Genomic DNA, 15,162 nt, shown 5'->3' with positions numbered 1-15,162 from the left:
AGATTACTCAAATGTCAGATCACGCTTTTAATATAAAACGAGAATTAGTAAATAGTATTATTCATGGGTTCGGAATCATTTTTGGAATTGTAGCAATCCCTATATTAATAAGTTTAGCTATAAAAAGTGAAAGCGTAACCCACATTCTTGGAGCCGCTATTTATGGCTTTTGCTTTTTACAGCTCTTTACATTTTCAACCCTTTATCATGGATTTCAGAACCATCAGGTAAAGCGGGCATTAGAAATTATGGATCATATTAGCATTTACTTTCTAATAGCCGGCACCTATACTCCATTCTTGATAATATTTTTAAATAATAGCTTTGGTATTACATTATTGTCAGTTTTGTGGGGATTAACAGCCTTTGGAATTGTTTTTAAGATTTTCTTTACTGGTCGCTGGAATTTGATATCTACCATGATCTATATAGCGATGGGTTTGATTTTATTTGTTGGCGGACGTCTTTTCTTTATTAATATTCCTTGGTCAATCCTTATTATGATTTTCATAGGAGGCGGGCTGTATTTAATAGGAACGATCTTTTATTTATGGGAAAAGTACCTTTTTAATCACGCAGTGTGGCATTTTTTTGTACTTAGTGCCGCTATCTGTCATTATGTAGCAATTCTCTTGACATTTTAAATATTTGGCTATGCTAATATTTGCCTGTTAGGTGTCATTTTTAGGATAACCTTCTTCATCTAAATCGCTGCGTTTATCTTCTGGCGTTTCTGCTAGTTTTTCGTCAAGAGGATCGAGCTCTACAATTTGACCTCTATCTATATGCATTCCTAGTTTTTCTACTTCCTCTTCTTCAGTAAACTCTTCATATTCAGCACCAACGTTTAAATTGGCTTCATCCCAATCAGAATCCATATCATCGCCATCTTCTGCTACAGTGTCGTATGGGTTTTCGTGAGTATATTCGTCATCATCATCACCTTCTACATCAAGCTCAAAACTATCCTCTTCTGCATTGTATTTTAGGTCTTGTGCTGAGTCTTCTTTCCCTTCATTGAATTTGTTATCCTCTTCAATGTTATTGTTGTCTTTTCTTTGCTTTGTCATGGTAGTTTCTTTTTTGTAAATAACAGGCATTCACATCAATTGTTTCCTTATATATTCAAATAATCAGCTAGATATCTTATACTGAATTGGTTTAAAATTGTATATTTGGGGCTTTTGAAAAACAAGTCAATAATTTTAAAATATGTCGATACAAAAAATCAAAGTAGCAAACCCTGTTGTGGAGCTTGATGGTGACGAGATGACTCGCATCATTTGGAAATTCATTAAAGACAAACTTATTTTATCGTACCTGGATATAGATATCAAGTATTTCGATCTGGGAATGGAACACCGTGATGCTACGGATGACCAAGTAACGATAGATGCTGCTAATGCAATTAAAGAACACGGTGTAGGAATTAAATGTGCTACCATTACTCCAGATGAGGCTCGTGTAGAAGAGTTTGGTTTGAAGCAAATGTGGCGCTCGCCAAACGGTACGATCCGTAATATTTTGGATGGAACTGTTTTCCGTGAGCCTATTGTTATTAATAATATTCCTCGTTTGGTACCTAACTGGACTGCCCCAATTTGTATTGGTCGTCATGCTTACGGAGATCAATACCGTGCTACTGATTTCGTGACCAAAGGCAAGGGTAAATTAACAATGAAATTTGAAGGTGAAGATGGCAATGTTCAAGAATTTGAAGTGTTCAACTTTAAAGGAGATGGAGTTGCTTTGGCTATGTATAATACGGATGAAAGTATATTTGGTTTCGCTCGTGCTTGTTTCAATCAGGCATTGAGTAAGAAATGGCCTTTATACCTTTCAACAAAAAACACCATCTTAAAGAAATACGATGGTCGTTTTAAAGATATCTTCCAAGAGGTTTATGAAAACGAGTTTAAAACTGAATTTGATAAAGCTGGAATTACATATGAGCACCGCCTAATTGATGATATGGTTGCTTCTGCATTGAAATGGAATGGTAATTTTGTTTGGGCTTGTAAGAACTACGATGGTGATGTACAGTCGGATACAGTTGCTCAAGGTTTTGGGTCATTAGGTTTAATGACTTCTACGTTGATTACTCCAGATGGTAAGACAATGGAAGCTGAAGCTGCGCATGGTACAGTTACACGTCACTACCGCGAGCATCAAAAAGGTAACCCTACTTCTACGAATCCAATTGCATCAATCTTTGCATGGACACGTGGTTTGGCTTTCCGTGGTAAATTAGATGATAACCAAGCGTTAATCGATTTCGCTGATACATTGGAAGCAGTTTGTATTGAAACTGTTGAAAGTGGTAAGATGACGAAAGATTTAGCTGTTTGTATTCATGGAAACAAGGTTGCAAAAGATCAGTATTTAAATACTGAAGATTTCTTGGCAGCAATTGATGAAAACTTAAAAGCTAGATTGAGCAAGTAATTTTATAACATAAGATTATAGAGAAGCTTCGGTGTTTTTGCCGAAGCTTTTTTATTTGACATTAAATTTTATTCTGTTTTTAAAAAAATTGGCTATCTTAAAACCGGATATATTAAAACTAAATTCAAATGAATAAACCTACCTTAATTGCTGCCTGTATAGCAAGTTCATTATTCCTGTTTTCTTGTAAGATGAAGAAAATGGATATTAAGAATCCTGCAGTTGTTAGTTATACAGGGCAAACAGGAAATACTACCAGACCAGGGAATGTTACGGAAACAGATCGGGGACTGATGATGACTTTTGCATCGGATGTATTATTCCCTATCAATTCTTCTTATTTAACAGATGAGGCTAAAACTGCCTTGTTAGAATTTGTAGAAGTAGTTAAAGATCACCCTACTGCTAATATTCAAGTAGATGGACATACGGATGCAACAGGAACTGCTGAATATAATAAATGGTTGTCGGATAAGCGTGCAACTTCTGTAAAGGTATTTCTAGCATCTTCAGGTATTTCAGAAAGTCGTATCAGTACACAGGGTTACGGACTTGAGAAACCGGTTGCTCCAAATAATACTCCAGAGGGTCGTCAGAAAAACCGCAGGGTAGAGATAACTATTTTAAATTAAGCTTATAATTTGAATTACTGCATGTGCAAGGCTTATAGGCCATTTGCACGTGCAGTAATTTCGGCAATATCCAGAACGTTAATTTCTTGTTCTTTATCGAAGTGCTTAACACCATCGCGTAGCATCGTCATACAGAATGGACAGGAAGAAGCTACTACTTGAGCGCCGGTTTCCATTACTTCTTCAATTCTTGCTACGTTAATATCCTTTTTACCTTTTTCAGGCTCTTTGAACATTTGTCCGCCGCCGGCTCCGCAACAAAGTCCGTTGCTTTTGCAATGCCTCATTTCGGTTAAATCGGCATCCAATGCTTCCAAAGCTTTTCTTGGCGCTTCGTAAACTCCATTTGCCCGCCCCAGGTAACAAGGATCGTGGTATGTAATTTTTTTTCCTTTAAAAGATTCTCCGCCTTCTCCTTTTAATTTTCCTTCGTTAATTAAGTCTTGTATTAATTGAGTGTGGTGAATGATGGTATAGTTGCCACCTAAGGCAGGGTATTCGTTTTTTATGGTATTGAAACAATGAGGGCAAGCCGTTACTATCTTCTTGATCTGATAGCTGTCTAGTGTCATGATGTTGGTCATTGCCTGCATCTGAAAGAGGAATTCGTTTCCGGCACGTTTCGCCGGATCTCCTGTGCAACTTTCTTCTTTTCCCAATATGGCATACTTTAGTCCTACGTGTTGCAAGATCTTACAAAGATCTTTGGTAATTCGCTGTGCACGTTCGTCATAACTGCCCATGCAGCCTACCCAGAATAAAATATCTGGAGCTTCACCTTTAGCAGCTAGCTCTGCCATTGTTGGTACGTGAATATCTGTCATTTTCTTTTGTTTAAGGTAATTGTTTGGACCGGATTATTTACTCCAGTTTGCCCGATCTTCTTGAGAGTACTTCCATGGGGCACCGTTGTTTTCAGTGTTTGAAAACATAGCATTAATAGGTGCAGGTGCTTGTGATTCTTCCATGACTGCAAATTGTCGGAGCTCCATAATGATCTTTAATGGATCAATATTAACCGGACAAGCTTCTACGCAAGCATTGCAGGTGGTACAAGCCCAGAGTTCCTCTCGGGTAATGTATGTGTCAAGTAGGGATTTGTTATCCGGTTCGAATTTCCCATTTTTATCGATGTTTTTTCCTACTTCTGCAATACGATCGCGTGTATCCATCATGATTTTACGTGGAGAAAGGAGTTTTCCTGTCATGTTTGCAGGGCAAACTGAAGTGCAGCGCCCACATTCTGTACAGGTGTAAGCATCGAGTAAGCTTTTCCAACTTAAATCGAGAACATCTTTTGAACCGAAGCGTATAATTTCTTCGCTAGGTGCCGGAGGAGTAAAGCTGGGGTCGAGCATAGCTTTTACTTCATTCGTTACACTTTCCATTACCGGGAATTTACCTTTAGGCTCCAGGCTTGAAAAATAAGTGTTCGGGAAGGCAAGAATTATATGGAGGTGTTTGGATACAACCAGGTAGTTTAGGAAAGCTAATACACCAATAATGTGAAACCACCAGGCGCTACGTTCTATTATAATTAATGAGTTGATATTATCTGGCAAGATGCTTAGTAGGGCAGAGCTTACAGGAAAGTTTCCTGCCAGAGCGTAATGTTCTGCTCCGGATAGTTGCAGTTTATAATCAGCAGCATTCATAAGTAAGAAGGCACTCATCAATAGAATTTCCATGATAAGGATCAGGTTGGCATCTGTTTTTGGCCAGGATGTCATTTCGACGCCGAAAAATCGGCGAACGTGAATGATGTTTCTTCGGATAAGGAATACGATACAACCAAGTAAAACGGATAGTGCTAACCATTCGAAAGCGGCTATCAGGAAACCATAAAAGGGTCCTAGTATGCTGAAAAGTCGATGAGAGCCAAAAAGGCCGTCAATAACAATTTCAAGCATTTCAATATTAATGATTATAAAGCCCAGGTAAACAAATAAATGTAAAAGAGCCGGGATAGGTCTCTTAAACATTTTTTTTTGGCCGAATGCTACTAAAAGCATTGTTTTCAGACGTTCAGTTGATCGGTCATTACGACTCTCTTTTCTACCTAGCTTAATGTTGCGGATTATTTTACGGGCATTGATTGTAAATAGTACGATTGCTCCAATAAATAAAATTGCAAATATGAGTTGACTAATCATATTTCAAATATATGGATTAATGATATATTTGTGAACCTATGCAACAACAATTATCAGAATTACGACGGAACATTATTTTGTTATTTACTCTCTGCGTCTTGGTTGTTTCTGCCTGTACACTTCCTGAAAAAGGGAATAGAGACGGTAAACGACCTCCTTTTTTGCCTATTGCTGGAATTGATTTTTATGAGGCGCGCCGTTCTTTTGACAATGGCCTGTCGTTTGATACCATTGGGTTTCAGCAAGAGCCAGTTTGGATGCTTCGTTTTATTAATAACGATACGGTTTCGATTTATAGTCCGACATTGAATATGATGGGTGAATATCCGATCTATTATGATCATGATTCTATTTTTAACTTCGGTACAGAGTGGTTTCGAGTAAAAAGTCTGGATAAGGATAGTATGCTTTTTCAACGGTTAAGTGTGAAAGGATTGCGTGTTAAGGAGAGCCTCTCGAATGTTTATATGAAGTTTTATTCAGAGAGTTTTATTCGCGATAGTTTGAAAAGTACGATCGAAGAGTTAAGGAAACCTAATCATGCTGATTCGGTTTTTATCCGAAAACGGGTTGAACGCGCTAATCGGAATCCACAAACAATCGATAGTGTTTTTTCTGCCAGAGATGGGGTTCAGTTGCGCAGTATTAATTCGAACCTGAGTGTTGCCAGGTATGAGTATGATCCGGGAGAGGCGATTGGTAAGAGCTTGGCTTATCGATATCTTTATCCTGAATTTGATATAGAAATTAAGAACGCTTATAAAGATTTTTACTATTCGTTTTCTGTATTGGTAGATCAATATGGAAAAATGACTGTTGGTAAATTTATTACCAGTCCGGAATTTGAGGAATCACGAAAGAGGGTTTTACAAGGTATTATTGATGTTTACCTGCAGAATTGGATGGAAATAAAACCGGGCACAACATTGGGTATGCCACATAGTACCTTGATTATGCTGCATGTTAAAGGCATTAAATAAATTGTAAAGATTAAATCGAAAAATATGAAACGCATTGTCTACACTATTTTATTTTTTATTCTATTATCAAATGTTTCGTTTGCTGCAAAAGTGGATACTGTATCTGTTTTTAGCCCCTCAATGAACCGTGATATAAAAACCGTTACTATTTTACCTGCTGACTATGATTCCAAAAAGGAGTTTCCAACGATTTATTTACTGCATGGCTATAGTGGAAATTATAGTGATTGGGTAAATAAGGCTCCAGTAATTAAAGAATTAGCAGATCGATATTCATTAATTATTGTTTGCCCGGATGGCGGATTTGGCAGCTGGTATTGGGATAGTCCGGTGGATCCTGCTTTTCGATTTGAAACATTTGTTTCAAAAGAGCTGGTTAGCTGGGCTGATCAGAATCTTAAGACTCGTAAAGGCAGAGAGGGTAGAGCTATTATAGGTTTAAGTATGGGTGGGCATGGAGCCTTATACCTGGCTTTTAAGCACCAGGATGTTTATGGTGCTGCAGGAAGTACATCAGGCGGAGTTGATATACGTCCGTTTCCATTAAATTGGGATATGGCTAAGCGTTTAGGAAGTTATGCTGAAAACTCCAGTCTGTGGGAGGAAAATACGGTAATTAATTTAACTCATTTACTTACACCCGGATCGCTTGAAATCATGATAGATTGTGGAACCTCTGATTTTTTTTATGCAGTAAATGAAGAATTACATGATAAATTGCTTTTAAGAAATATCCCTCATACCTATCTTGTTAAGCCGGGTGCACATAATTGGCCTTACTGGACTAACTCTATTCTTTATCAGATACTGTTTATGAATGAATATTTTAAAAAGGCTGAAAGCGCTAGCTAGTTATCTGATGTAATCTTCATCTGAGTAGTTGTCATCGCTTGAATCCAGATAGGGATCATTCGGCTGGGCTGGGTTCACCTTTTCTATTGTAAATTCTTGTTCCAGACGTTTTCTTTTTCCTCTTGCTATAAATCCAACAAGAAATCCCAATGCAAATAAAACGCCTAAGATGGTCAGTTTTGGGATTTGAACGTCACCAAAGATCCAAAATGTAACTGTATCGGTATTATTCATTAGAATAATGGTTACCAATACTGTGATCACGACAATGAAGATGATTTTAGGACGCATATGAGTTTATTTTTAAGCTAAAATAGATATTCTAATAAGAATATCGCAAACTGTATTGGAAAATAAATCGCTTTGGATTATTCTCATTAATATAAATTGCTTTTACTCCCAGATCAAAATTAGGAAGGAGGAATCTGAAGAGATTCATATCAGCCCGGATTTCAGCACCAAAGGTTCTTGGCTGGAAGGAGTTGTTTATTCCGATATTTTCATAATCAGCGAATAGAATCGCTTTTAATCGTTTTATATAAGCCAGAGAACCTATTTCGAAATCTGGATAGGCAAATGGGAATTTATAATTTATAAAGAAGGTATTTGTTGGTTGTGTTAGTCGAAGCTGATCATAGCCGCTTACCATTTGAATTACATTGCTGTTGGCCAGAATGCCTTCACCATGTTGGTAATTAAAACGAAGCTGACTGGAATGGTTTGGTAAAATGCCAGGAAAGTAAAGTGCTGATTGTAGAAAGAAGCGAGTTCCGCTTATATTGGAAAAAGGGAAATCGCTGTATCCTATTGAAATATTTTGACCCCATTTAGGAGCTAAATCTAATGAACTGTAGCGTGAGTTCCTTCCTAAAGAGAGTTGATAGTGCATAGGGAATTGGACATTTTTAATAAGGATTTTATCGAAAAGCACATTATCTAAGTTATAACGATTGGTATAAGAGCTGGCGACTTGGAATTTTATGGAATAGTTTTGATTTAATCGATTGTAAGATAATGGAAGTTCTACCTTAAACTGCGTAAAGTTCTCTCGCCAGCGGACTGCATAGAGTTTAGAATCTTTTGGGTTGCGGAGATTGCTTAATTGAGATCTGTTATTATAGGCAATTGTGATTTTTGGAAAGTAGCGATTATATTGTATTTCTGCATGGTAGTTTAGACCATGTAGGTCGGGATCGTAAGTGGCTCCAATTTTGGCTGCCATGGTATTCATTAGATTATTTGATAGTAAAAATAATCCAGGTTTGTAATTTTCAAGATCATCGTAATTTCCGTCATTTATGGACAAGCTATGAAAGTTGACCAGATAATTGACCTCTTTATAGGGTTTCTGAGGGAATATCTCTTGAAAGGAGGTATCAATCGTTGTTTTTGAATGCTCGTGCTCTTGTAGGGGCTTAAAATAGCTGATAAAGGTGTCATTGATTTTTGAAAGAGGTGTTTCGCTTGTATTTTCTATTGAGGTACGGCTGATGGTATAATTGCGCCCATCATAATTAGAGAAGTAAATTTGATTGGTCTTTGAATCATAGTAAGGATCATATGCTCCGTATTTTGCGTTTGTTAGTTGAGTGATTTCCAGGTTAAGCGGGTTGAGTGAATAAATGTTATCTATCCCATTATAATGAGCTTGAAATATAATTTTATTATTAGCGTAACTGGGTGACTTGATTTCCTGAGTTTGCTTGTCGATTAGGATTTGGCTGCTTTTATCTGTTAAAGAGAATTCAATAATACCAGTCCCTTCAGCTGTCCGGGTAACTGCTAATACTTTATTGTTTTCTTCAAAAGATAGTGAAGATAGCATTTGGTTTTGTGGTGAAGCGATACGCAGAACTTCTTCACCTGTTTTAGCATCTAGAATAACCAATGAGATTTTGTTGCTTAAATCTATGTCTACGGCTGCTATTTTAGTGGCGTCTGTATTTAAATCGGGGCTAAAAAGTCTGCTCTTTTTGGTTAGCTGAAAATGAGTTTTTGTTTCAATGTCATAGATGTGAATTACAGAATAACTTCTGAGCTTAAAACGCCCATCAATTTGTACTTCATTCCAGGTTAATTTACCGGATGAATAAGAGAAGTCCGGGTCGCTTTGACGACCTGTTTTTATGAGTTCTTTGAGGCCTCCATTGCTGCTAATTTCCACAATAGCATTTACCCTTTCGGGGGTTTGTTTTAGGGCTAAAATATGACCCCGATTATCAATTTGCGGGTTGCTAAAATTTACTGGGAATTTACTTTCAATAGGGCTAATAGTTGGATAGGTTTTTGGTTGTAAATCGGCTTGTTGTTGTTGCCATAAATCGTTTAATTCGGATAGAGTTTGTTCGTGCCATTCTTGGCTTTTGAAACCAGTTAGTTTTTTTAAAGATTTTGAGAAGTTATATAATCTTAATGGATTATTGGCAATTCTGGTGAGGAGACTATCTGTTATATTTTCCCCATAATCTCTCCTTAATTTGGTTGTAAGGAAATAACCTAATTGATAGTATCCTGGTGTAATATCTTTGAAAGAACCCAGGTAGTTTTTTTGATAACTATAATCTTTTCCTTCAAGGATATTTGCACGCAAATTTATCTCCCAAGATGGAATTCTTCCACGTCCTCCCTTGCTATATAGAGTTTCAGTAAGTACGGCATCGCCCTCATAAAACCAGGTTGGCAAAGCAATCCCAAAAAATGCGAAGCCGAGTTCTTCCAGAGGAAAATGGATATTTCCTGTCAGTTTGTCAATCTGTACTACATGACGATATTCGTGAATAGCAAGGTTTTGTACCCAGTCTGATGGATCTGATTTTTGGGGAGGAGTTGTATAGAGTTCAGACTTTCGTGGTGCAAGTTGAACATATCCGTTTCCTTCTACATTTCTATTTTGAAGAATGATAGTAATTTTTCTTGGTTTAATACCAAGATCAGAGCTGATATACTGAACCTGATTTTTTAAGATGTTTGCAGCATGTTGAGCCTCATATTGAAGTCCAATAGGGTAGATGAGGTTAAAAGACTCTTCATTAATTTGGCTCCATTTTACACTAGGTGGGGCTTGGTCTGTATTAATAAGTTGGGCAAAAACAGTATGGGAACTAATAGTTAATATAATTACACATAAGTTACTGATTGATAATAGATAATTCGATATTTTATTAACGGTAATTGTCATATGCTAATATATGTAGTATTATGTGTTTTATTTTCTTAAGTTATACTATATATGATGTTTGTATAATGTTGATTATATGATATATATATAATTATAGATTATACTAATATTATAGATAATAAGTATAAATAATGAGCTAAATCTGTCATTTACTATATTTTTAGGACTCTTTTTATTCTCTTTGAAAAGCAGATCGAATGTACACTAAGTTTTTGTAATCTTCTGAAAAATGGATTGAAAAAATATTAGAGAATATAATTGTATTTGTATAGAAGGGTATTTGATTTCAGCTACTTTATATCTGAGAATTCATAAAGTCTGTGAAAAGTACTATTGATGGTTTTTGCTCTCACATTGTTTACTTATAATATTACCTCTGGAAAGTTTCATTGTCAGATATCTTATTCTGTAGAACAATAATCTCAGCATATAAAACTAATCTGTTTTATACAAGGATCTTCCTCGCTATTCTTAGCGCTGGAATTTGAATTAAGATTTTGATTTAATGAATAGCTGCTAAAATGGCAGTGATTTGAATTTCCTCTTTTCGTAGGCTTTTTTGAAATATGGGTATAATAGAACAGTACCTAATACGATGCAGGCGCCTACATAAAAACCTGTACTCATCTTTTCTTCAGAACCGAAGAATATTAGAGCTAATATGATTCCATAAATGGGTTCTAAATTGGTGGCGAGGGCTACTGTAAAAGCACTCAATTCTTTCATTACAGCGATGGCTAAGACATAGGCTGTAGCAGTACAGATTGTGCCCAGAAGAATTAAATATAATAGATCGGATTGCTGGAGAATAAGTCCCTCGTCAAAGCGATTTGTGATGAGCATAAATAATGAAATCCAGAAAAATGCTCCGAACATTTCATAAAATCCAATCAATGTAGCACTACCTTTACTGACTAAATTGGAGTTGACAATAGAGAAAATACTGGCAATAAATGCAGCAAGTATTCCAAGAATAATACCTAGAAGATATTTGGTTTCGAAGGCAAATATGAGGTAGATTCCGAAGATGATTATAAGCCCTGTAATGATGTCTATTCCTGCAATTTTTTGCTTCTTAATGATGGGTTCCAAGAGGGCAGTAAACAGCGTTACGGAGGATAAGCAAACCAGTGTTACTGACACCGTTGAAAGCTTGATGGAACTAAAAAAAAGAACCCAGTGTAGACCTACTGTACCACCGGTAAGAGTGTATTGAATAAGCTGTTTTTTAGTGACCTTTATGGATCTTTTTTTAATCAAAAGATAGATCAATAAAGATAGAGCGGCAATTAAAACCCGATACCATACAAGATGGAGAGCAGAGGTATTAATTAATACTCCTAAAATTCCGGTAAACCCCCAAATAAGCACCGTTACATGAAGCAACCATGTGTTTTTGGATATGCCTTTAAACATGATGTTATTATTATTTTGGTGCCTTTATCATTAAGTATATTGCTAGGATACCGAAAAGAACATTGGGTATTAAAACAGCTATTAAAGGGGGTAGTCCGCCTTTTAAGGAGAACATATTGGCAAATTGGATAAATAGGATATAAGTGAAGCTAAGCGCAATACCGATACCTAGACTTAGGCCAATGCCTCCCCGGACCTTTCTTGAAGAAAGTGCAACACCCATGAGCGTTAATACAAATGCAGAAAAGGGATAAACAAACCGTTTGAACTTTTCTAGTTTCAGATTTACCATGTAGCCTGTCCCTCTCATTTTCTCTTTCTCGATGCGTGTATTTAGTTCACTTATATCCATCGCATCGAAGATGTTATCGTAGACTTCAAAGTCTTTTGGACTCATATCCAGGGTCGTATCTTTAGAGGCTCCTTTGATCATTTCCTCTTTTAGGCTGTCTATATTCCGTATGGTATAATTGAGGATAGTCCAGTTATTTTTGACTGAGTCCCATGTTATTTGATCGGCAATTAATTTGCTCTTAAGCTCTTGTCCATCAAAAACTTCTAAAACAAAATTATAACCAGTCTTTCGATCATTATCAAAGCTTTCGATATAAACAAAGCTATTTGGATCGATTTGCATATGAGTTGAATTCTTCGTGTTGCTATCTTTAGGTTTTACATATATATTTTCGAACTCTATTTTTAGCTTATTTGTTTTGGGTATGATGTAAAGATTGAAAGCGAAAGTTACTATGAAGATCAGGAAAGCCGAGATGAAATAGGGCCGTAGAAAGCGATTAAAACTCATTCCTCCACTTAAGATTGGAACGATCTCTGTTTGATCGGCCATTTTAGCTGTGAAGAAGATGACTGCAATAAAATTGATGAGGGGTGAAAGAAAGTTTAAGTAAAAGGGAATAAAACCTGCATAATACTCAAAGACAATTTTTGATAATGGAGCTTTATGTTCCAGAAAATCATCTAAGCGTTCGGATACGTCAAAAATTACCATAACCACCGTAAAAATAGCCATCGTGAACAGGAAGGTTCCCAGGTATTTCTTAATGATATATTTATCTATGATGGTTAATTTCATTGGGTATCTGATGTTTTATATCTTTTGGTCTAATACTTTAGTCATTTTATTTTTCCAATTATAGAATGTTCCGTCAGCAATATGGTTTCTAGCTTCTTCCATTAACCAAAGGTAGAAATGTAGATTATGCAAGCTAGCAATTTGGGCGCCTAGTATTTCTTTTGATCGTATTAAATGTCTTAAATAAGCTTTGGAATATAAACGGTCTGAGAAAAGATCACTGCTTTCATCAATTGGTGAAAAGTCATCCTCCCATTTCTTGTTTTTTATATTGATGATTCCTTCTTTTGTAAAAAGCATTCCATTTCTTGCATTCCTTGTAGGCATCACACAGTCGAACATATCAATCCCTAAAGCTATATTCTCAAGTAAGTTAACAGGTGTTCCTACACCCATTAAATAACGCGGTTTAGATTCTGGGAGTATATTGCAGACTATTTCTGTCATCGCATACATCTCTTCAGCGGGTTCTCCAACAGATAATCCGCCAATAGCATTTCCTTCTCGGTTATAAGAAGCAATCTTCTCGGCTGACCTTTCTCGTAAATCTTTATATACGGATCCCTGAACAATAGGGAACAGGCTTTGACTATAACCATATAAAGGTTCAGTTTCATCAAATCGTTCGCAGCAACGCTTTAGCCAGCGATGGGTCATATCCATTGATTTGCGAGCATAAGAATAGTCGCATGGGTATGGAGTGCATTCATCAAATGCCATGATAATATCGGCACCTATGATGCGCTGAATATCCATTACACGCTCGGGCGTAAAGAGATGTCGCGATCCATCAATATGAGATTGAAAAGTTACTCCTTCTTCTTTTATTTTTCGAACTTCTGTCAGCGAATAGACCTGAAAGCCACCACTATCTGTTAAGAGTGGTTTGTCCCAACTATTAAACTTATGCAAACCTCCTGCTTTTTGGATTATATCTAAACCCGGACGGAGGTATAAATGGTAAGTATTTCCTAGAATTATTTGAGCTTTGACATCGTTTAAAAGTTCACTTTGATGCACTGCTTTTACTGAGCCGGCAGTACCGACTGGCATAAATACCGGGGTTTGAATATTGCCGTGGGCGGTTTCTATTTCACCTAAACGTGCTTTGCTATTTGGATCTTTTGCTTTAAGGGTAAACTTCATGAATGAACGATGTCTTATAAGCTTGCAAAAATAACAAAAATTAAAAGGCTTTGCTCATTAATGGTAATACTTACAAGTATTTGTATTTACATGTTTATCTTTGGGCTTTCTTATTAAATTTATCTGATTTTGGATTCATATTTTATTTATATACCTCTTGCTGTTGCTGGACTTGCATGGATCATACAGTTTTGGTTTTTGGTTGCTGTGTATAGAAAGCTTGCAGTATATAAAACTAAAGATTTGCCTGAGGATGCTTTATTTCCTCCTTTGTCTGTCGTTATTTGCGCTAAGAATGAAGAAGAGAATCTTAAACAGAATTTGGAGAGTATATTGAATCAAGATTATCCAGATTTTGAAGTCGTTTTAGTAAATGATTGTTCTTCGGATGATAGTGAATGGGTGTTAAAGGATTTAAGTAAACGGTATCCACATTTAAATGTAGTTACATTAAAAGAAGATGCTCGTTTTAAACACGGGAAGAAATTTGCTGTAACTATCGGTATAAAGGGAGCTAAGAATCAATTAATGGTTTTTACGGATGCAGATTGCAAACCTCAATCTGATCAGTGGCTAAAGCATATGGGGAATTCATTTTCGAAGAATAAAGAAATCGTACTTGGATACTCACCTTATAATAAGTTACCAGGGTTTTTAAATAAGTTTATTCGTTTTGAGACTTTCCATACAGCTATAAGTTATCTTTCTTATGCGTTAAAACGCAATGCATATATGGGAGTAGGTAGAAATATGGCTTATTCTGAAGATTTGTTTTTTAAAGGAAAAGGTTTTGCTTCTCATATGCATATTCTTTCTGGAGATGATGATTTATTTGTGAATCAGAATGCAACTAAGAAGAATACTACCATTTGTATTCACCCTGATGCTCAGGTTTGGAGTGAACCGAAAATAAGTTACTCTTCTTATTCTTTACAAAAGGCTCGTCATCATGGAGCCTCAAAAGCTTATAAAGGAAAACATAAGTGGATGTTATCAATGCAAATATCGAGTGCTGTTGTTTTTTACATCTTTCTCATAGCAGGTATGTTTCTATACCCAGAATATAGGCTATATCTGGCTGCAGGTTATTTTGTTCGTTTGATAGTTCAGATGCTGATTTATAGATCTGCCATGAAAAAACTACAAGTTTTAGATTTATTGTTATTCACACCTCTGTTGGATATATTTTTCTACTTTTATACTGCTTTTAATGGTTTCTTCTCACTTTTTAAGCGAGAAGTACGTTGGAAATGATCAATTAATATTT

14 protein-coding genes are annotated in these 15,162 nt (G+C 36.2%); 6 read left to right on the top strand and 8 right to left on the bottom strand.

Annotation, left to right across the window (positions count from 1 at the left end; translation table 11 throughout):
• Positions 1-11: 11 nt before the first annotated feature.
• The gene (gene trhA, locus C8N28_RS04745; RefSeq protein ID WP_132222017.1) at positions 12-644 is read left to right on the top strand and encodes a PAQR family membrane homeostasis protein TrhA; all 633 of its coding nucleotides are present in this window, start codon (positions 12-14) and stop codon (positions 642-644) included.
• Positions 645-671: 27 nt separating this feature from the next.
• On the opposite strand, the gene C8N28_RS04740 is transcribed toward trhA, so the two are convergent.
• Positions 672-1,070: a hypothetical protein gene (locus tag C8N28_RS04740; protein ID WP_132222015.1), complete on the bottom strand. Its 399-nt coding sequence runs from the start codon at positions 1,068-1,070 to the stop codon at positions 672-674.
• A gap of 142 nt (positions 1,071-1,212) precedes the next feature.
• Here C8N28_RS04740 and C8N28_RS04735 point away from each other — a divergent pair, with 142 nt between their 5' ends.
• Both C8N28_RS04735 and C8N28_RS04730 read left to right on the top strand, forming a co-directional pair.
• Positions 1,213-2,445 carry an NADP-dependent isocitrate dehydrogenase gene (locus C8N28_RS04735; protein ID WP_185140122.1) on the top strand — a complete coding sequence of 411 codons (1,233 nt, stop codon included), beginning with the start codon at positions 1,213-1,215 and terminating at the stop codon, positions 2,443-2,445.
• Between the two features lie 128 nt (positions 2,446-2,573).
• Positions 2,574-3,077 (top strand): OmpA family protein, encoded by a 504-nt coding sequence (locus tag C8N28_RS04730; protein WP_132222013.1) that lies wholly within the window; start codon positions 2,574-2,576, stop codon positions 3,075-3,077.
• A gap of 32 nt (positions 3,078-3,109) precedes the next feature.
• Here the strand turns inward: C8N28_RS04730 and C8N28_RS04725 are convergent, their stop codons facing one another.
• A complete protein-coding gene (locus C8N28_RS04725) occupies positions 3,110-3,901 on the bottom strand; it encodes a (Fe-S)-binding protein (RefSeq protein WP_132222011.1) in 792 nt (263 codons plus the stop codon).
• Positions 3,902-3,934: 33 nt separating this feature from the next.
• On the bottom strand, positions 3,935-5,230 hold the full coding sequence (locus C8N28_RS04720; RefSeq protein ID WP_132222009.1) for a (Fe-S)-binding protein: 1,296 nt from the start codon (positions 5,228-5,230) through the stop codon (positions 3,935-3,937).
• Positions 5,231-5,268: 38 nt separating this feature from the next.
• On the opposite strand from C8N28_RS04720, the gene C8N28_RS04715 reads away from it, so the two are divergent.
• Together C8N28_RS04715 and C8N28_RS04710 are read left to right on the top strand one after the other, a co-directional pair.
• Positions 5,269-6,210, top strand: a complete 942-nt coding sequence (locus C8N28_RS04715) for a hypothetical protein (protein ID WP_132222007.1) — start codon at positions 5,269-5,271, stop codon at positions 6,208-6,210.
• 24 nt (positions 6,211-6,234) lie between these two features.
• Positions 6,235-7,062 (top strand): alpha/beta hydrolase, encoded by an 828-nt coding sequence (locus tag C8N28_RS04710; protein ID WP_132222005.1) that lies wholly within the window; start codon positions 6,235-6,237, stop codon positions 7,060-7,062.
• Here the strand turns inward: C8N28_RS04710 and C8N28_RS04705 are convergent, their stop codons facing one another.
• The 5 genes from C8N28_RS04705 to tgt form a co-directional block, all read right to left on the bottom strand.
• Entirely contained in the window at positions 7,063-7,353 is a 291-nt protein-coding gene (locus tag C8N28_RS04705) for a LapA family protein (protein WP_132222003.1), read from the bottom strand. It abuts the gene before it with no gap.
• Positions 7,354-7,384: 31 nt separating this feature from the next.
• Positions 7,385-10,240 (bottom strand): TolB-like translocation protein, encoded by a 2,856-nt coding sequence (locus C8N28_RS04700; RefSeq protein ID WP_132222001.1) that lies wholly within the window; start codon positions 10,238-10,240, stop codon positions 7,385-7,387.
• A 516-nt stretch (positions 10,241-10,756) separates the two neighbouring features.
• On the bottom strand, positions 10,757-11,656 hold the full coding sequence (locus C8N28_RS04695; protein ID WP_132221999.1) for a DMT family transporter: 900 nt from the start codon (positions 11,654-11,656) through the stop codon (positions 10,757-10,759).
• Between the two features lie 10 nt (positions 11,657-11,666).
• Positions 11,667-12,749, bottom strand: coding sequence for an LptF/LptG family permease (locus C8N28_RS04690; protein WP_132221997.1), 1,083 nt, complete (start codon positions 12,747-12,749; stop codon positions 11,667-11,669).
• Positions 12,750-12,764: 15 nt separating this feature from the next.
• The gene (gene tgt / locus C8N28_RS04685; RefSeq protein ID WP_132221995.1) at positions 12,765-13,895 is read right to left on the bottom strand and encodes a tRNA guanosine(34) transglycosylase Tgt; all 1,131 of its coding nucleotides are present in this window, start codon (positions 13,893-13,895) and stop codon (positions 12,765-12,767) included.
• 129 nt (positions 13,896-14,024) lie between these two features.
• On the opposite strand from tgt, the gene C8N28_RS04680 reads away from it, so the two are divergent.
• Complete coding sequence (locus C8N28_RS04680; RefSeq protein ID WP_246012748.1) at positions 14,025-15,149, top strand: glycosyltransferase; 1,125 nt, start codon at positions 14,025-14,027, stop codon at positions 15,147-15,149.
• Positions 15,150-15,162: the final 13 nt, after the last annotated feature.

The organism is Albibacterium bauzanense (assembly GCF_004339765.1).
Lineage (GTDB): Bacteria > Bacteroidota > Bacteroidia > Sphingobacteriales > Sphingobacteriaceae > Albibacterium > Albibacterium bauzanense.
This window is presented reverse-complemented; position numbering and strand designations above follow the sequence as displayed.